Annotated in this window: 14 protein-coding genes, 2 tRNA genes and 3 rRNA genes; 9 read left to right on the top strand and 10 right to left on the bottom strand. The window is 47.4% G+C overall.

The genetic code is table 11. The annotated features are described in order from the left end of the window. Nucleotide 1: 1 nt before the first annotated feature. The 5 genes from NZ875_01100 to NZ875_01080 form a co-directional block, all read right to left on the bottom strand. The gene (locus NZ875_01100; GenBank protein ID MCS7174334.1) at nucleotides 2-1042 is read right to left on the bottom strand and encodes an ABC transporter permease; all 1041 of its coding nucleotides are present in this window, start codon (nucleotides 1040-1042) and stop codon (nucleotides 2-4) included. After that, nucleotides 1035-2684 (bottom strand): sugar ABC transporter ATP-binding protein, encoded by a 1650-nt coding sequence (locus NZ875_01095; protein ID MCS7174333.1) that lies wholly within the window; start codon nucleotides 2682-2684, stop codon nucleotides 1035-1037. Before NZ875_01095 ends, NZ875_01100 begins: the two co-directional genes overlap by 8 nt. Before the next feature lie 18 nt (nucleotides 2685-2702). After that, the gene (locus NZ875_01090; protein MCS7174332.1) at nucleotides 2703-3818 is read right to left on the bottom strand and encodes a DUF3798 domain-containing protein; all 1116 of its coding nucleotides are present in this window, start codon (nucleotides 3816-3818) and stop codon (nucleotides 2703-2705) included. 63 nt (nucleotides 3819-3881) lie between these two features. Beyond that, nucleotides 3882-4217: a hypothetical protein gene (locus tag NZ875_01085; protein MCS7174331.1), complete on the bottom strand. Its 336-nt coding sequence runs from the start codon at nucleotides 4215-4217 to the stop codon at nucleotides 3882-3884. Next, nucleotides 4217-5518, bottom strand: a complete 1302-nt coding sequence (locus NZ875_01080) for a DUF1576 domain-containing protein (protein MCS7174330.1) — start codon at nucleotides 5516-5518, stop codon at nucleotides 4217-4219. Before NZ875_01080 ends, NZ875_01085 begins: the two co-directional genes overlap by 1 nt. A 167-nt stretch (nucleotides 5519-5685) precedes the next feature. On the opposite strand from NZ875_01080, the gene NZ875_01075 reads away from it, so the two are divergent. From NZ875_01075 to NZ875_01035, 9 genes are read left to right on the top strand one after another with little or no spacing between them, the layout of a single operon-like run. Continuing rightward, nucleotides 5686-6012, top strand: a complete 327-nt coding sequence (locus NZ875_01075) for a hypothetical protein (protein MCS7174329.1) — start codon at nucleotides 5686-5688, stop codon at nucleotides 6010-6012. A gap of 10 nt (nucleotides 6013-6022) precedes the next feature. Then, nucleotides 6023-7972, top strand: a complete 1950-nt coding sequence (locus tag NZ875_01070; GenBank protein MCS7174328.1) for a hypothetical protein — start codon at nucleotides 6023-6025, stop codon at nucleotides 7970-7972. A 17-nt stretch (nucleotides 7973-7989) separates the two neighbouring features. Then, nucleotides 7990-8463, top strand: a complete 474-nt coding sequence (locus NZ875_01065) for a V-type ATP synthase subunit K (protein ID MCS7174327.1) — start codon at nucleotides 7990-7992, stop codon at nucleotides 8461-8463. Continuing rightward, on the top strand, nucleotides 8463-9029 hold the full coding sequence (locus NZ875_01060; GenBank protein MCS7174326.1) for a hypothetical protein: 567 nt from the start codon (nucleotides 8463-8465) through the stop codon (nucleotides 9027-9029). Before NZ875_01065 ends, NZ875_01060 begins: the two co-directional genes overlap by 1 nt. After that, entirely contained in the window at nucleotides 9026-9892 is an 867-nt protein-coding gene (locus NZ875_01055; protein ID MCS7174325.1) for a V-type ATPase subunit, read from the top strand. The genes NZ875_01060 and NZ875_01055 overlap by 4 nt, the downstream gene beginning before the upstream one ends. Continuing rightward, nucleotides 9885-10205 (top strand): V-type ATP synthase subunit F, encoded by a 321-nt coding sequence (locus NZ875_01050; protein ID MCS7174324.1) that lies wholly within the window; start codon nucleotides 9885-9887, stop codon nucleotides 10203-10205. Before NZ875_01055 ends, NZ875_01050 begins: the two co-directional genes overlap by 8 nt. Next, nucleotides 10195-11964, top strand: coding sequence for a V-type ATP synthase subunit A (locus NZ875_01045; protein ID MCS7174323.1), 1770 nt, complete (start codon nucleotides 10195-10197; stop codon nucleotides 11962-11964). Before NZ875_01050 ends, NZ875_01045 begins: the two co-directional genes overlap by 11 nt. After that, nucleotides 11957-13330, top strand: a complete 1374-nt coding sequence (locus NZ875_01040; GenBank protein MCS7174322.1) for a V-type ATP synthase subunit B — start codon at nucleotides 11957-11959, stop codon at nucleotides 13328-13330. Before NZ875_01045 ends, NZ875_01040 begins: the two co-directional genes overlap by 8 nt. Nucleotides 13331-13335: 5 nt before the next feature. Beyond that, on the top strand, nucleotides 13336-13938 hold the full coding sequence (locus tag NZ875_01035; protein MCS7174321.1) for a V-type ATP synthase subunit D: 603 nt from the start codon (nucleotides 13336-13338) through the stop codon (nucleotides 13936-13938). A 112-nt stretch (nucleotides 13939-14050) separates the two neighbouring features. Here NZ875_01035 and rrf read toward each other — a convergent pair. The 5 genes from rrf to NZ875_01010 form a co-directional block, all read right to left on the bottom strand. Next, nucleotides 14051-14167, bottom strand: a 5S ribosomal RNA gene (gene rrf / locus NZ875_01030). 41 nt (nucleotides 14168-14208) lie between these two features. Continuing rightward, a 23S ribosomal RNA gene (locus NZ875_01025) occupies nucleotides 14209-17210 on the bottom strand. 37 nt (nucleotides 17211-17247) lie between these two features. After that, nucleotides 17248-17323, bottom strand: a tRNA-Ala gene (locus NZ875_01020). 4 nt (nucleotides 17324-17327) lie between these two features. Beyond that, a tRNA-Ile gene (locus tag NZ875_01015) sits at nucleotides 17328-17404 on the bottom strand. A gap of 47 nt (nucleotides 17405-17451) precedes the next feature. After that, nucleotides 17452-18999, bottom strand: a 16S ribosomal RNA gene (locus tag NZ875_01010). The 16S, 23S and 5S rRNA genes sit together here with 2 tRNA genes alongside, the layout of an rRNA operon. Nucleotides 19000-19223: the final 224 nt, after the last annotated feature.

Below are 19223 nucleotides of genomic sequence, written 5' to 3'. Positions count from 1 at the left end.
CTCAGCTCGCCTCCCTTGGTGCTCGCGTGAGTGCGTACAGTATCATACCGTTACTGACGATCAACCTCATCACTTCAGTGATATCTCCACGCGTTACTTGACTGAGAACTGGCAATGCTATCGTCAAAAGCGTTTGGAATACGACTGTACCAACAACAACGTTACGTATGCTTGCCCTCTTTATAGATGCTCCACCGATGAGTATCGAAGCTACAGCAGGGAAAGTCATGAACAAAGGAGCTTGGTAAAGTTGGAGAAAACCATAACTTTGAGCGTACACTATGATCCCAACACCTGCGATCACAGTGGATAGGACAACGGCCATCAATCTTGCTCTCCTTGGGTTAACACCAGAGCTGATCGCGTATCTTTCATTTTGACCAACCAGATCTATTGCGAGTCCCACTCTCGTTCTGAAGAACAAATACACTACAAGACAAGAACCTGCAAAAAAGAGGAGTAAACCTGTCGGTATCTCAAAACCACCGATCTTGAATTTCAGGAAATTGTTGAGTATATGTCCAAAATACCTATCGAGAGCGAGAGTGTATCTCAAACCCCTACCACCTATTGCCCAAATCATGTCGGGGTTCGTGAACGGAAGCATCAACCAGAGAATCGACATGAATGCGACTATCGAGTAACCCATGTACGTTCCCACCATCATCTCTTGTCCTCGCACCTTTTCTAGCAACCAAGCGTAGCCTAAACCTATCACAGTACATATCAATATCGCCAATAGAACTGCGATCCAAAGACCAGCAAATCCTGCCAAGCCAAGCTGCATACTTATCAGAGCGCCCAAAAGTCCCCCTATGATTCCAACAGGCAAACCAAAGTTTGGTCCAGTTCCAACTCTGATCGTTGGAACCATTGCAAGAACAAGAACCCCATTCATGCCAATACGTCGGATCGAGTCACTCAACAAAGAAGGAATGGAAACGTTTGTAAAAGCTGCGAGAATGAACAAGGCTATGAGAAACAAAAAGATGATGAGCGTTGGTATATCAACTTTCTTGATCCACTCGATGAATTTATCCACGATGTGTCACCTCCTGCAGCTCCCCAGCCATTGCTAAACCAAATTCTGCATCACTTGCTTTTGGAGAAAGTATCGCAGAGAGCCTTCCCTCAGCAACTATAGCAATTCTATCGCAGATGGTTCTCAATTCCGCAAGTTCACTCGAGGTCATGACTATCGTGATACCGTATTCCCTGTTCATGTTGATCAAGTAATCCAACACGAGTTTCTTTGCACCGACATCGATACCCCTAGTAGGTTCAGAAACAAAAAGTATTTTCGGTTTTAGAGTGAATGCCCTCGCCAGGCAAACTTTCTGCTGATTACCTCCACTGAGTCTCCTCACAATTTGCGTCGGTGATTTGCAACGTATATCAAGCTTTTTGATCATTTCAAGCGCATGTTGTCTGATTTTCTTCCTGTCGTACAGAGTGAGAAACAAAAACTTTCTGGTAAAATCTCCGAAAGCTTGTATGGCCGTCGCGGTTATATTCATTTCCACAGATTCATCCAACAAAAGTCCCACACCTCTTCTATCCTCAGAGAGATAGACAATGCCGTTTTTCAAAGCGTAAGAAGCATCGTTCAATCTGTAGGGCTTTCCTTCAAGATAGACTTCACCCTCTGCAGGATACATTCCCGCTATTCCATTGGCCACACCGAGTTTTCCATGACCTGCCAAGCCTCCTATACCAAGTATTTCTCCACGACGAATATCTATACTGAAATCTTTCACACTCTCACCGGGCATGTAAACTTTGAGATTTTTTATAGACATGATGATATCTTCATCGGAAGGTTCCTTCGACCTAGGGGGCAGAGTCAAACCTTCAAGCTTTCTACCAACCATTTTTTCAGCGATTTCTGAGAGTGTGAACGACGACGCAATCTTACTATCAACTACAACGCCGTCTCTGAGGATCGTTATTCTGTCTGAAACTTTCAACACTTCACTCAGTCTATGAGAAATGAAAAGTATGGCAACACCCTTTCTGGCAAGATAACGAACAACGTCCAACAATTTCTCTGCTTCAGCTTCGGAAAGTACAGCGGTGGGTTCGTCCAGAACCAATATCTTGAGGTTTTTCTTGTCGATTTCTCTGGCGATTTCTATGAACTGTTTGTGAGCCACAGGTAGGCCCGCAACCACTGCCCACTCATCGATAGACATACCGATCGTATTGATCGCTTGTTTTGCTTCATCTCTCATGGTCGCAAAATCAAGGGTATTCAAGGATTTGCCGAACACTTTACTCAACAAGTTGTTCTTAGTTATTTCCCTGTTCAACTTTATGTTTTCAGTAACAGTAAAACCAGGTATGAGCATGAATTCTTGATGTACCATTCCTATACCGTATTCCATAGCTTTTCTTGGGCTGTCTATAACTACTCTTTCACCATTGATCAGAATCTCTCCTTCAAAACCTCCCGTACTGTGGATGACAGGCATGCCAAAAAGAATGTTCATAAGGGTGGTCTTTCCCGCTCCGTTTTCACCTACAAGACCATGAATTTCGCCCTCAGATAGAGTGAGATTGACATTCTTGAGGACCTGATTACCATAGAACGATTTGTTTATGTTCCGCATTTCTAAAACCTTTGGCATGATCACCCTCCCCATCTCAAAAAAGATGTCGGCGTCACCGCCGACATCTTCTTTCATTTTTTCCACGTAATCACATCAAAATTGAGTCACGCCGAATATAACAGAATCCAGAGTGACCATGTAATAGTTCCCTGCTTTCGGATATCTCTTGATCGTTTTGATACCATAACCAGATATCTTACTCGAAACCACCCTATCGAGTACCGACTTAACTGCGTTCATGTCATTGGACTTGATCTTCTTTTGAACCAACTCTATAGCTACCTCCACACCAGCTTCAGTGAACACCATGTTGATCGGCACCGGCCAAGTTGCAAACCTTCCAGCAGCGCCTCTTTCAATAACCTTTTGGTTGATAGCTTTCAGTATGTAATTGTAGTCACCTTTCTTTTCTGCAGGTATCTCAATACCGAGTGCTCCGGGATAACCGTGCGTCGGTGATGGACAACATTGCTCTGGATAAATTCCACCGTGTTGAGCTATGGCTTTGATCAACGGTTCCTGCATACCACAGTTAGTTGAGAAGAAAGCCGTGTCTTTTCCATACTTCGCAATTTGCCTTGGAACATCTTCAAGGATGAACTGCTGAGCCCCAGTTAAACCTTGCTCACCGAGTGGATCTGGTGCGGAAACGAAGATGAACTCTATGCCGAGTTCTTTACAACGTTGTTCCATGATGTTCCTTCTTTCAGCGAGCAGTTTGTAACTCATGTGTCTGGGGAAGGAATAATGTATGAATCTCTTGGCACCCATTTTGTAAGCAAGATCAACTATCGTGATTCCACGACCCGGAGTGTCTGTCTCGAATATAACATCTGCAACGGCACCTACAACTTCTGGGTCTTCGTGAGGTACACCCACGACAAAGATCATGTCAGGCCTGAACTCTTTAACTCTCCTGATCGCAGCAACAGTTCCAGGAACACCTTGACAGATCACAATAGCTTTCACTTTGGGATCATAAGCAAGTTCGACGATTCTTGAGATCGTTGTTTCTTGCTCCTGCATGAACTTGTCTGGATAAGTCACATGGATGATTTCGTTGCCGTACTTTCTAACGACGTTTTCGCCTCCACGATATTCGTCCTCACCCTGCGACACAGTGCCTGTGACAAGGCCGATTTTAAATCCAAGAGCTGCAAAACTCATGAGTGAGAAGAGTAAAACAGCGACTATGAAAAGTTTCTTCATAACCGAACACACCCCCTCGAAAGGATTTTGTCTTTTATGATTTTATCATAAAGCAAATCCGAGTCAACGTACTCGAAAATAAAGCTCCAGCTTTTGATTCGTTTCATCGTAATCTATTCTCAAAGCTTCCAACAACATCGCGATCACTGTGAGATCTTCTTCCGAGCCGTATTCACCCACTAATGGTAGATAATAATAACCTATTTCTTGAGGCTGAACACTCAGATAATTTTTGAGCAAGTTCAGTTCCTCTTCACTCAATGAAACTCGTGATTCAATCTTAACTTCATATTTTTGACCACGAGAGATCGAGATGTTCACATTTTCTGAAAACTTTTCGAGTAAGTATTTAGTCAGTTGTGCACATACGCGAATCACTATTTCCCGATCGAGAGCCATCACAGATCCTCCCTCTTGTGAACTGCCTTGATGATCGGTATCAGTATTATGGTTACTAATCCCCCTGCAAAACCGTTGTTGTAGAGGTTGAAACCTGCGTGGAGAAAGCCTACGTTGTTCACCATGGCGTTGTGCACGAAACCCGCAACGGCACCCCAAATGATTCCAAACTCACCAGCTATCGGTGCAACTGTGGTTCCAAACAAAGCAGCAAGTACATTGTTGGGACTTCCCAATTCATAACTGTTTGTCAAACTTGCTATCGTCACACCAACCATCACTGGCATGACATTTCTAAGATGTTTTCCGAGAGCAGCGAACCCCGCCACGGTCATTATTCCTCCAACCGTCGGGCCATTCAACTGACTCTTGGTCAAAAGGACGTAGATCGTCGAAATCGCACCGAGAAGTCCTATGTTCATCAATGTAAATGGTAAACCCTCCAAAACGATGAAATCAGTTAACAATCTTCCTGAGTGTCTCAACAATTTTTTATATCCACGCCAACTCCTGCCGTTCAGCAACCAACCACACAACCAAACGAAGAAAAATAGCGATATTAAAAATAACGACAAAATCAAATTGTTCCCGGAACTCCATACTATTTGAATCGGAATTTGAATGCCGTAGACCCTCAAAAAAGCTGCTGCCACGGTCCCGATCAAACCACAGGTGAATCCGACATTATATAAGTTGTAACCCTTGTGCAGCGTTAGAAAGTAACTCGCCATAGATGGTAAAAAGAAACCAACTAAGATACCAACACCGTACGAAATTGCAAACCGTATTGAATGATCGAACGGCGACGAAAAGGCCACAAAAGAAACCAAAGGTGAGATTGCCGTTCCAAAATAAGCCACGTAAATGTACCTTTGAACTGGTTCTTTTTTATAGAGAGAATAAAGAACCACTCCAAGGATGATTGGCCATACATTGAAAATGTTTTTACCGAAGAGCGCAAACCCCCCAACCGTCAACACCGAGGCGTAGGAGAGCCCCGTGATGGGCACTTTCAAAAGCTGTAGAATCAACGTGAAGAATAACATGAGTATACCTGAGTTGAAAAAAGCTGCGGATAAACCACCGATTTGAATGTAATCAGTTAGCAAATAATCTGGCGTTCGGATTATCTCAAGTAAATCATTCAAAAATTCTGTAGGGTGCCGTAAACCGTTAGAAAAAATTCCGAACAAAGTGAAAGAGAAACCAAAGAAGTAAAGTATGCTCACTTTGAACTTTTCCTGATCTTTGGGAAAAAACTTTTTCAATAAGGCTCGAAAAACTTCAAAGAAAATGTGCATGGCTGATCTCCCCTTCCATTGATTTTCTGAGATATAATTTACACGACTAATCATTGATTTTGGACACTTGCATTGTGTGTTCGCTTGTCGAGAATCATCTGTAATTTTTCCGTAAAGTCTTGACGGTTAGAATCTTTTGTGAATTCTGCCACGAGTGGAGGAATTCTATGGAACAAGGAAAAGTTAAGGATGTGCTGGAACTAATCAAAAAAAGGGAAGAAGAAGTACAAAGCGAACTTTTGAACGCCGAGGAAGATGCCAGGCGAAGACTTCAGAAGAAGTTGGAAGAACTCAAATTGCAGCTCGAGAATGAAAAAGAATTGTTTGAAAAGGAGTTAGATCAATCGCTGAAGGAACGAATGGCGGAAATAGACCTGAAAAAACGAAAGTTGGCGGAAGAACATCAAAATCAATTGCAAGCGTACAAACGTAAATTGCTTGAGAATGTTGAAAAGGCTGTCAAATTCGTGTTGAAATCGTTCGTAAAAGAGTGAGTGAAAGATCATGGCAGTGCTCAAAGTCGAACGCTTTTGGTTGGTCGTTCCAAGAGAAGAAGAATCCAAGCTCTTAGAGATTTTCAAACTCTTTCCCCGAATCCATTGGGAGAGAACCAGCTATGTTGATACTCAACCTTCGAAGTACACCTCAAAGTTGAACAAGATAGAGGAAACATTCAAAATCACGATGGAGCTTTTCCCAAGCAAAAGAGGGCTTTTAGAAAGTTTCTTCTCAGGCAGAGAAGAGATTGATCAGCAGCATCTTCATAATCTGCTCAGTGAAATGAGTTGGAAAAAACTTTACCACATTGCAAAATGGTCGGAGCGATCTCTCGAGAATCTGAAAAGGCGTAAAGAAACAATAGAACAAATCAAATCTGAGGTGAAATTTTGGAGTGAACTCAACAGCAGTTTCAACTTTCCAAGACAGTTTGAACGTTATCAATTTTATTCGGGAACCCTAACGAGGAAAAATTTCGATCTTTTCCTAGAACAGGCGAAAGAATTTCTGGAGGATGGATGGGTTTGGTCCAACCAAAGCAAGAAAGATGTCAAATGCATCATAGTTGTGAGGAAAGAAAATGCTGACAAGATCGAAAAGATGTTGCAGAAATATGAGTTCAACCACAGAAGGATACCTTATTTGAAGTCAACGCCATCGGAATCATTGAAAAGGCTGGAAAAAGCTTTACAGAATATTGAGAAAATGAAAGAAAAGGTTTTGAAGAAAGCTTCAATAATCAGAGAGAAGATCAAGAACTTGCAAGCGTGGTACGATTATTTTCTCATGAAATCTTTAGAAGAAAAAACCGTTGAGTTCCAACACAGAACGAATTATTTCGTCGCTTATACAGGATGGATACCAACGATAGATAAGCAAGAATTCACTGGCTTGCTTGAGAATAAACTTTCACAGTTTGGTTTTGAAAGCAGAGACCCATTACCCGATGAAGATCCACCGGTGATTTTGCACAATCCTCGATTCTTAAGGCCATTTGAGTTCTTGACGAAATTGTATGGTATGCCAAAATACGGTGGAATCGATCCTACCCCATACGTTGCGCCTTTCTACCTGATCTTTTTCGGCATATGCCTCGGCGATGTCGGCTATGGTTTGACGCAATTTCTCCTTGTGAGCTGGATAAGAAAGAAGTTCAAACCAGAAGGCGGAGCAAGGGAACTACTCGATTTGTTAAGAATTCTCAGTTTTCCGTCCATCTTGGTTGGCCTTCTGACATGGAATTTCTTTGGAAGTCAACCGTTCCTTGGTCCTGATGGAAAGTTCCTTGGTATATTCCCTGTGGTTAACCCAACAGCAGAGTTGATGAAAGCTTTAGCTATAGCTTTGTTCATAGGTGTTTTTTCACAAATGTATGCTCTAGTGCTGAGATTCATTAGTGGTTTAAAGACAAGAGATTACAAAGCTGCCGTTTATGATGGTTTGCTTTGGCTTTTGTTCTTGACCTCGATGTTGATTTACTTCGGCCTACAGTTGCTGACCGGCAAGGCTCACAGGATTTTCCTGTACATGCTGTTCGTGTCTGGGATCGGTTTGATCCTTACCCAGGGTCGGGACAAGAAAAACTTTTTCTCGAGGATCGTTGTGGGCATCATAAGCTTGTACGGCATTGTGGGGGCCTACGGAATCTCTTCGTTCGTTGGTGACGTACTTTCGTATTCAAGGTTGTTCGCTCTGAACTTAGTTGGCAGCGTCTTCGGTTCGGTCATAACACAACTTGCCCAAATGGTCAAAGGATTGCCAGTGCTCGGTTGGGTGATGTTCGCGCTCATATGGGTCGGCGGACAACTTCTCAATTACGTACTCAGTGCGCTATCTGCATTTGTACACTCAACGAGGCTGCAGTTTTTAGAGATGTTCGGTAAATTCTACAGCGCGGGTGGAAGGCGCTTTACACAATACAGTTTCGAAGGTAAGTACTTCAAAGTGAGAAGATAGAAGAGGAGGTAGATAAGATGCTCGGATTAGCTATCGCCCTAATTGGTGCTGCACTTGGTGCTGCTTTTGGTGCCATAGGCTCTGCAAAAGGTGTTGGAATGGCCGGCGAAGCCGCTGCAGGAGTTTTGGCAGAAAAACCAGAGTTGTTTGGAACAGTCTTGATTCTTCAAGCGTTACCAGGCACCCAGGGTTTCTATGGTTTCATCGGAGCTTTTTTAATACTCCTCAGGCTCGGTATCCTCGGCGGTAATTTTCCCGAGTTAACGATCGCCCAAGGTCTAACAGTTTTTGCTGTCAGCATCCCACTCATATTCGGAGAATTCGTGAGTGCTATTTGGCAAGGCAGAGCGAGTGTGGCTGCACTTCAGATGATCGCTCAAAAACCACAGACGACAGGACAAGCGATCATAATCCCCGCGCTCGTTGAAACGTATGCAATTCTATCACTAATAACATCCATAATCTTGCTATTCTTCGGAGTGAAACTGTGATGTCTCTGCAAAAGATACTTGAAAAGCTTGAACATGAAAAAGCGGAAAGAATAAGACAAATAGAGCAAGAATATGAGGAAAAGTTTGAAAAACTCGCCCAAATAGAAAAGGAAAAATTCAATGCATGGAAAGAAGAAAAACTCAAGAAATTTGAGCAAACAATCGCTGCTGAAGAATATGCGGTTCTTTCGAAGGAAAGATTGTTTTTCAAAAGCGAAATGACCAGAATTGAAAATGAAGCCATAGAACTCGTCAAACGAAAGTTAATCGAGGTTCTGTTGAATCTTCCAAAAGATACTTACACATCCATATGGGAAGAACTGATCGAGAAAGAGAATCTCTCAGGGGCGAAGTTGATTCCAGCTAAGGGCGAATCAAAACTAGATTTCGAAAAACTCAAGAAGAAATACAAACTTTTTGTCGCAGAAGAAAAGGTTGATGGTGAGGGTGGATTCATAGCTGAGAAAGGACAATTCCTGTTAGACCTAACCCTCGATACTTTGGTCAAAGAAGCGATCGAGAACAACTTATCTCAGATTGCTCAAATCCTGCGCGGTGAGACATGATGTACGAAAAGTATCTGTTTTCATCGACGAACTTGAAGGCCAAATCGATCAAACTCATTGACAAAGCACAGTGGCAATGGTTAAGCGACGCGAGTTATGAAGATTGCGTTGATTGGTTGAAAACCACCTGGTACAAACCGATCGTTGATCAATCCGTAGAATCGGCTTTCTATGGCATCTTGCTGGATGATCTGAAATTTCTTTCAAAAAATTTGAGCGAAGAGTATCTCAAACTTCTTGTTTGGGACAGTTGGTTTCACGCTCAAAGATACAAAAGAGAAGGTATCATGGTGAATCCTCTGGCAGATTTTGCAGAACGGATGGAATGGCAATTTGAAACGCGGATGCTCAAGGTACTTGAGCAAATTCGATCATTGAAAGAATCAAATCTGAAAATTGATCTGATCAATTTGGATGTGTCTTTCGACTATGAAAAATGTCTTAAGAGCGAGAATGTCAGATCTTTTTGGAACCTGAGGAATCAGCTTTTGTTGGTGAAAGTTTTGCTGAGATGCAAGACTCTCAATTTACCCTGCGATGAACTTGGAAAATTTCAAGTTTTGAAAGTTAAAGATTTGCTTGAAAAATCATTCGATGATTGGCATACTTTGGTTCCATCACACATCAAAGGTTCTGTGCAAATGATGCTCAAGGGAAAGGACACAGACTTAGTTATTAAGCTGGAATTGTATCGTTACGCAGAAAGTAGTTTCAAAAGGATTGTGAGTGGTCCTGAGATTTTGGTGTACTATTTCTATCAGAAGCTCTGGGAATTGGAAGATCTGATAACTTTGCTCGAATGTAAGAAAAACAACGTACCGAAAAACATCTGGCAAGAAAGGATGCTGAAACTCAATGTTTGAAAACGACATAGCCGTGATAGGTCCAGAAGCATTAATAAACATATTTTCCTTATTTGGGGTTAAGATCTATCCAGTTTCAAACGCGAGAGAAGCGTATGATGTCTTCTTGAAAATCCAGAACCAACACCCATTGATCATCATTCTTGAAAGTGTATCGGATAAAGTCTTGGAAAATGTGAGAGAAAAATTGCCTTTAGTGCTGCCTGATACTTTTTGTTATGAAAAGAAAAGCGAGAAAACTTTGAGAAAACTATTTGAGAAAATCCTCGGAGTGGATTTGCTCGCCGAAGGAGAGGGATACTATGGAAGGTAAGATCATCCGAGTAGCTGGTCCACTCGTGGTAGCGAAAGGACTCCACAACGTTAAGATGTATGAAATGGTTAGAGTTGGAGAGCTGAAACTGTTTGGAGAGATCATAGGTTTGGATAGAGACATCGCATACATTCAAGTGTACGAAGAAACACAAGGCGTTGGGCCAGGTGAACCAGTGTACGCACTAGGAGAACCACTCAGCGTTGAGCTCGGACCGGGTATCGTCGGGCAAATATACGATGGTATTCAACGTCCGCTGAACAAGTTAGCAGAACAATCCGGAGATTTTCTCAGCAGAGGTCTCTCGTTACCAGCGTTGGATAGGACCATCAAATGGGAGTTCGAAGCTTTGGTCAAACCAGGTGATGAAGTTGTTGGTGGTGATATACTCGGCGTCGTTCAAGAAACATCAGCTCTTCAGCACAGGATAATGGTTCCACCTAATTTGCGAGGAAAGATCCTTGAAATACGAAGTGGTTCCTACACTGTTGAGGAAACGATAGGTCTTCTACAAGATCCAGAGGGTAGAAAAATTGAGTTGAAGCTTATGCACAAATGGCCGGTTAGATACCAAAGACCTGCGAAAGAGAAAATGCCTCCCAGTATGCCGTTGATAACAGGTCAGAGAGTTTTAGACACGTTCTTCCCAGTTGTCAAAGGTGGTACAGCGTGTGTGCCAGGACCGTTCGGGAGCGGTAAGACAATCATACAGCATCAACTTGCAAAGTGGGCAGATGCCGATGTGATAGTCTATGTCGGTTGTGGTGAACGTGGTAATGAAATGACCGAAGTGCTCATAGAATTTCCAGAGCTCACTGACCCAAGGACAGGCAAGCCACTCATGGAAAGAACGATACTCATAGCGAACACATCGAATATGCCAGTTGCAGCGAGAGAAGCATCTGTTTTTACAGGCATAACTATCGCGGAGTATTTCAGAGATATGGGGTATCATGTGGCATTGATGGCTGACTCTACTTCCAGATGGGCTGAAGCAATGAGGGAAATATCTGGGCGACTCGCTGAAATGCCAGGTGAAGAAGGATATCCGGCTTATCTTGCTTCCAGAATTGCGAGTTTTTATGAGCGTGCAGGATACGTGAAGTGCATAGGTAGCAAGGAACGAACGGGTTCAATAAGTATCATAGGCGCGGTATCTCCTCCCGGTGGTGATCTATCAGATCCTGTAGTCCAAGCAACACTCAGGGTTGTGAAAGTGTTTTGGGGTCTCGATGCCAGTTTGGCCTTCAGCAGACACTTCCCCGCTGTGAACTGGTTGATCAGTTATTCGCTCTATTTAGATGTCGTTAAAGATCATTGGGCTAATACAGTTGCGCAAGATTGGTATGAATTGAGACAAGAAGCTATGAGTATTCTGCAAAGAGAGGCAGAACTTCAAGATATAGTGCGGCTCGTGGGAATGGAAGCTCTCTCACCTCAAGACAGATTGATACTCGAAACGGCCCGTTCAATCAGAGAAGACTTTCTCCACCAAAACGCTCTCCATGAGGTGGACACATATACTTCTCCAAGAAAGCAGTACCTGATGCTCAAGAACATAATGAACTTTTACAGAATAGCTTCCAAATTACTCGAAGAAGGAGTGAGTTTACAAAGCATACTGAAATTGCCAGAGCGCGAAAAAATCTCGAGAATGAAGTTCATCAGCGAAACTAGGATCTCAGAAATAGAACATCTCCTCGAAGAAATTAAAGCGAAGCTCCTTTTGCTGAAGAAGGGGGCTGAAGAAGTTGCCTAAGGAATACACAAATGTTTCCAAAATCAGCGGTCCTCTCATGCTCGTCGAGGGTGTTGAAGGTGCCAAGTACGGTGAAGTAGTTGAAGTAAGGCTTGCTAACGGTGAAATCAGACAAGGACAAGTACTCGAAGCTCACGAAAATGCGGCATTGGTACAAATGTTCACAAGTACGCAGGATCTGTCGCTTAAAGGTATGCGAGTGAAATTCTTGGGACGAGTTCTAGAAGCAAACCTTTCCCCAACGATACTCGGTCGAACTTTCGACGGTCTGGGAAGACCTAGAGATGGTGGACCACAAATCATTCCCGAGAAAAGACTTGATATCAATGGAAGTCCGATAAACCCTTATGCTCGCGCCTACCCAGTTGAATTCATTCAGACGGGTGTTTCAGCCATAGATGGTATGAACACCCTCGTCAGGGGACAAAAACTCCCCATCTTCTCGGGTGCAGGTTTGCCTCACGCGATGCTTGCCGCACAGATCGCAAGACAAGCTAGACTGCTCAAGGAAGAAGAAAAATTTGCAGTTGTTTTCGGAGCGATGGGGATCACCTTTGAAGAAGCGAACTTTTTCATAGAAGATTTTAAGAGAACTGGTGCTATAGAAAGAACCGTCCTATTTGTGAATCTCGCCAATGATCCAGTCATAGAAAGAATCGCAACACCAAGGTTTGCATTAACTGCGGCTGAGTACCTTGCTTTTGAACTTGACATGCACGTACTTGTCATTCTCACCGATATGACGAACTACGCTGAGGCTCTTAGAGAAATCTCAGCAGCAAGGAAAGAGGTTCCTGGCAGACGGGGTTATCCTGGCTATCTTTACACTGACCTCGCAACGCTCTATGAAAGGGCTGGAAGGATAAAAGGAAGAAAAGGTTCCATCACGCTCATACCGATCCTCACGATGCCGGAAGATGACAGAACACACCCAATACCTGACCTCACAGGTTACATCACGGAAGGTCAAATTTTCCTGAGTAGAGATCTTCACAGGAGGGGTATATATCCCCCCATAGATGTGTTGCAATCCCTTTCAAGATTGATGCGCGGCGGCATTGGTGAAGGTAGAACAAGAAAAGATCATGGAGATCTTTCAAACCAGCTCTACGCAGCTTATTCCAGAGGTCTTGAAGCGAAAGAACTTGCTGTCGTTCTTGGTGAAGCGGCTCTAACAGAAGAAGACGTATTGTTCCTGAAATTTTCTCAGAGGTTTGAGGAAGAGTTCATCAAACAAGGAGAATACGAAAACAGAAGCATCTTTGAAACTCTCGAGATAGGCTGGAAACTCTTGAGAATGTTGCCAAGATCCAGTTTAAAACGCATCAGACCAGAGTTCATTGAAGAATTCCTTGGAAAGGAGTAAAAAAGATGCCTCTGAGAGTCAATCCCAACAGAATGGAGCTTCTCAAGCTAAAGAAACGCTTGACGCTTGCGCGCAGAGGACATAAACTCCTTGAAGATAAGCTTGAAGGTTTGATACAGAGATTTATCCAGGAAGCTAAAGACTACAGGACTTTAAGACAGGAAGTAGAATCAGAGTTTTTGACATTCCTTGCTATCGGAGTGTATGCAACTACGAGATTAACAGGTACCTCATGGCAATCCTTGATACAAAATTCAAAAGCGTCGGTCAAATTGAAACAAAAAATCGAAAAGCGCATGAACGTTCCTGTTGAGTTCTTGCATTTAGAGGGAGTTTCATTACCCATATATAGTCTTATCGAAACACCCACAGTTTTAGACGAACTTGTTAGAAAGTGGGACAATATGCTCAAAAAGATGGTAGATTTGACCAACAAAGAACGTTATTTAATTGCTCTCGCTATGGAGATAGAAAAAACAAAGAGGAGAGTCAACGCTCTTGAATATAAACTCATACCTCAACTTCAAGAAACGATAAAGTTCATAAGTACCAAGCTTGAAGAACTCGAAAGGAGCAATTTCTTCAGACTATTGAGGCTAAAAGAATAACTTTTCTGCACAAAGCATTGATGGTTCATCCTTCACTTGAAGTTAAACTTTTTCGCGGTGGAATAAAAGTACAAAAAAATAAGGGGGAAGCTTTTGGCTTCCCCCTTGAATCCCCGGGCACTACCTACTCTCGCATGGGGCTGCCCCCATACTACCATCGGCCCAGAGCGGCTTAACGGCCGGGTTCGGAATGGGACCGGGTGTTTCCCGCTCTGGTATCGGCACCCGAGGAAATCTTGAAGAGTCTTTCAAAACTGCACAGGAAGCTACGAGGTCAAGGCCTCGGCCGATTAGTACCGGTTGGCTCAACACCTTACGGTGCTTACACCACCGGCCTATCAAGGTCCTATTCTCGGACCGGCCTTACTCCCTTAGCGGGATGGGAGGTCTAATCTTGGGACGCGCTTCCCGCTTAGATGCCTTCAGCGGTTATCGCTCACGGGCATAGCTACCCGGCGTATGCCCCTGGCGGGACAGCCGGTACACCAGAGGCCCGCTCTCCCCGGTCCTCTCGTACAAGGGGAGACCTCCCTCAAACCTCCTACGCCTGCGGCCGATAGGGACCGACCTGTCTTGCGACGGTCTGAACCCAGCTCACGTACCCCTTTAATAGGCGGACAGCCTAACCCTTGGGACCTGCTTCAGCCCCAGGATGGGATGAGCCGACATCGAGGTGCCGATCCTCGCCGTCGATGTGAACTCTCGGGCGAGACTAGCCTGTTATCCCCGGGGTAACTTTTGTCCGTTGTCGACGACCCTTCCACCCGGAGTCGTCGGGTCACTAGGGCCGGGTTTCCCCTCTGCTCGGCCCGTCGGCCTCACAGTCAGGCCGGCTTGTGCCCTTGCACTCAACGGTGGATTTCCAACCCACCTGAGCCGACCTTCGCGCGCCTCCGTTACTCTTTAGGAGGCGACCGCCCCAGTCAAACTGCCCACCTGGCACTGTCCCCAACCTGCTCTTCACAGGTTCAGGTTAGAATTCCGACGCACCGAGGGTGGTATCCCACCGGTGGCTCCCCCGACCCTGGCGAGCCGGGTTCACAGCCTCCCACCTATCCTGTACACGATGCGCCAGAATCCAATACCAGGCTGCAGTGAAGCTCCACGGGGTCTTTCCGTCTAACCGCAGGACGAGGGCATCTTCACCCCCACTGAAATTTCACCGGGCCCCCCGCCGAGACAGCGCCCCAGTCGTTACGCCATTCATGCAGGTCGGAACTTACCCGACAAGGTATTTCGCTACCTTAGGACCGTTATAGTTACGGCCGCCGTTTACCGGGGCTTCGGGTCGGAGCTACGCCTTACGGCCTCACCCCTTCCCTTAACCTTCCGGCACTGGGCAGGCGTCAGCCCCTATACATCCTCTTTACGAGTTTGCAGAGGCTTGTGTTTTTGGTAAACAGTCGCCAGGGCCTGGTCTCTGCGACCGCCTCGGGCTCCCCCAGTTTCCAGGTTGCCCTTTCCCCTGGGTTCACCCTACTGCGGCACCCCTTCTCCCGAAGTTACGGGGTCAACTTGCCGAGTTCCTTGGCGAGGGTTATCCCGCTCCCCTGAGCTTTCTCAGCCCGCCCACCTGTGTCGGTTTGCGGAACGGTCACCTGCAATCTCAAACGGTGCACGAGGTTTTTCTCGGCAGTGTGGGGTCGGCACCGTTGAACCCTCACGGGTTCTCCCCATCACGGCTCAGACTCCGGGTGCGGGTTTACCTACACCCATCAACGTCCTAACCGCTTGGAAGGGAATGCCACTTACCCTCGGCGCCTACCCTCCTGCGTCACCCCTTGCACCTCGATTGCAGATGGCGCTGGAATATTAACCAGCTTCCCTTCGGCTACCCCTTTCGGGTTCACCTTAGGGTACCGGCTAACCCTGGGAGGACGACCCTTCCCCAGGTACCCTTGGGCTTACGGGGGGAGAGATTCTCACTCTCCTCTCGCATACTCATGTCCGCATTCTCACTTCCGCCTCGTCCAGCAGCCCTCGCGGGTCTGCCTTCACCCTACAGCGGAAAGCTCCCCTACCGCCTGCACCTTGTGGTGCAGACCCGCGGCTTCGGGGGGTGGCTTGAGCCCCGTTACATCTTCGGCGCAGCGCACCTCGACTGGTGAGCTGTTACGCACTCTTTAAAGGATGGCTGCTTCTAAGCCAACCTCCCAGTTGTCTTAGGTGCGCCACATCCTTTACCACTTAGCCACCTCTCCGGGCCCTTAGCCGGCGGTCTGGGCTGTTCCCCTCTCGACCATGGAGCTTATCCCCCACAGTCTTCCTCCCGGGCTTTATGTGCAGGGATTCGGAGTTTGACAGGGTTCGGAGGTTACCCCCCTAGCCCTATCAGTGCTCTACCCCCTGCACAGACCACCCGAGGCCGCACCTCAATGCGTTTCGGGGAGAACCAGCTATCACCGGGTTCGGTTAGCTTTTCACTCCTACCCCCAGGTCATCCGAGGACTTTTCACTGTCCACCGGTTCGGACCTCCAGTGGGGTTTAGCCCACCTTCATCCTGCCCAGGGGTAGCTCACCCGGCTTCGGGTCTGCCGCCAGTGACTAACGCCCTATTCGGACTCGCTTTCGCTACGGCTACGCCTCAATCGGCTTAACCTTGCCACTGACGGCAACTCGCGGACTCATTAAGCAAAAGGCACGCCGTCACCCTTTCGGGCTCCGACTTAGTGTAGGCATGCGGTTTCAGGTTCTGTTTCACTCCCCTTCCGGGGTTCTTTTCACCTTTCCCTCACGGTACTAGTGCGCTATCGGACGGCGGGTAGTATTTAGCCTTGGAGGGTGGTCCCCCCAGATTCCCGCAGGATTCCACGGGTCCCGCGGTACTCGGGGTCGCAACCCAGGAAGTCCTCTGCTTTTTGTCTACGGGGCTGTCACCCTCTTCGGCGTGCCATCCCAGGCACTTCGACTAAGCAGAGGATTTGTAACTTCCCGGCGAGTCCGTGGCCTCGCCCAGTTGCGCCCCACTACCCCAGTGCAACAACGCCCACGGGCTTGAGCATTGCACTGGTTTAGGCTCTTCCCCTTTCGCTCGCCGCTACTCAGGGAATCTCGTTTGATTTCTTTTCCTCGGGGTACTGAGATGTTTCACTTCCCCCGGTGTCACTCAGCCTTTCGGCTGTGACCGATCTTACGATCGGCCAGGTTTCCCCATTCGGGAATCCCCGGATCAACGCCTGTTTGCGGCTCCCCGGGGCTTATCGCAGCTTACCACGCCCTTCATCGCCTCCCGCCGCCAAGGCATCCACCGCATGCCCTTAGTACCTTGACCTCTTCGCTTCCTATGCAGTTTTCAAAGACCCTTCCCTTGGTGGAGACGAGGGGATTCGAACCCCTGACTTCCTGCTTGCAAAGCAGGCGCTCTCCCAGCTGAGCTACGTCCCCGCCATGGTGGGCTCGGGAGGACTCGAACCTCCGTCCTCACGCTTATCAGGCGTGCGCTCTGACCACCTGAGCTACGAGCCCTCTCGAGTCACTCAAAGATGGATAGCAGTCCCGCTCTTTCTCCCTAGAAAGGAGGTGATCCAGCCGCACCTTCCAGTACGGCTACCTTGTTACGACTTAGCCCCCCTCACCAGGTTCACCCTCAACGCCCTCCCTCCCTTTCGGGTTAGGATGAGCGTCTTCGGGTGCCCCCGACTCGGGTGGCTTGACGGGCGGTGTGTGCAAACCCCGGGAACGTATTCACCGCGGCGTGGCTGATCCGCGATTACTAGCGATTCCGGCTTCACGCAGGCGGGTTGCAGCCTGCGATCCGAACTGGGGGTGGTTTTAGGGATTGGCTTCCCCTCGCGGGGTTGCAACCCTCTGTACCACCCATTGTAGCGCGTGTGTCGCCCAGGGCATAAAGGGCACGAGTACCTGACGTCGTCCCCTCCTTCCTCCGGCTCGTCGCCGGCAGTCCCCTTAGAGTGCCCGGCCGAACCGATGGCAACTAAGGGCAGGGGTTGCGCTCGTTGCGGGACTTAACCCAACACCTCACGGCACGAGCTGACGACGGCCGTGCACCACCTGTGCAGGCTCCCCACCCAAAAGGATGGGGTCCCTTCCCTTTCGGGTCGGTACCACCTGCATGTCAAGCCCTGGTAAGGTTCTTGGCTCAGCATCCAATTAAACCACGCGCTCCACCGCTTGTGCGGGGTCCCGCCAATTCCTTTGAGTTTCACCCTTGCGGGCGTACTCCCCAGGCGGCCCACTTAACGCGTTAGCTCCAGCACGGAGGAATTACTCCCCCACACCTAGTGGGCATCGTTTACGGCTAGGACTACCCGGGTATCTAATCCGGTTTGCTCCCCTAGCTTTCGGGCCTCAGCGTCGGGCGCGGCCCAGGAGACCGGCTTCCCCACCGGCGTTCCTGCCGATATCTACGGATTTCACCCCTACACCGGCAGTTCCGTCTCCCTCTACCGGCCCCAAGCTCGGCAGTTTCGGGCGCAATTCCACAGTTGAGCTGTGGGATTTCACACCCGACTTACCGAGCCGCCTACACCCCCTTTACGCCCAGTGAATCCGGGTAACGCTCGCCCCCTACGTATTACCGCGGCTGCTGGCACGTAGTTAGCCGGGGCTTTCTCGCGAGGTACAGTCATCGACTTGGCATTTCCTCCAAGTCTTATTCCTCCCTCGCAACAGGGGTTTACACCCCGAAGGGCTTCTTCCCCCACGCGGCGTCGCTGGATCAGGCTTTCGCCCATTGTCCAAGATTCCCCACTGCTGCCTCCCGTAGGAGTAGGGCCCGTGTCTCAGTGCCCTTGTGGCCGACCACCCTCTCAGGCCGGCTACCCGTCGTAGGCTTGGTGGGCCATTACCCCACCAACTACCTGATGGGACGCGGGCTCATCCCTCGGCGGAGCAAACGCCCCTTTCATCCGATAACCACCGTTACCGGATCGTATGGGGTATTAGCTGAGGTTTCCCCCAGTTATCCCCCTCCGAGGGGTAGATTACCCACGCGTTACTCACCCGTTCGCCGCTGGTATCCTTGCGGATACCCGCTCGACTTGCATGTGTTAGGCACGCCGCCAGCGTTCACCCTGAGCCAGGATCAAACCCTCCACAAAATCTAAACAGAAGGTTTTAGATCCTTAGCTCTTTGATTTGGCGGGACTGCTATCCATTTTTCAATGACCCGAGGACAAAGAAACTCGAGCCTTTTATTAGACTCTCTTTGGATTTATTCAGTTCTCACCGAAGACCTCTTTTGTCCTTACGACTGCCGATACACATATTAGCATCGACACCAAGCCATGTCAAGTTACAAGAAGGTAAACCACTTTGAGACTAC

It is taken from the genome of Pseudothermotoga sp. (assembly GCA_025060105.1).
Classification (GTDB): domain Bacteria; phylum Thermotogota; class Thermotogae; order Thermotogales; family DSM-5069; genus Pseudothermotoga_A.
Note: the sequence above shows the minus strand (reverse complement) of the source record. Positions and strands in the feature narration are given on the sequence as shown.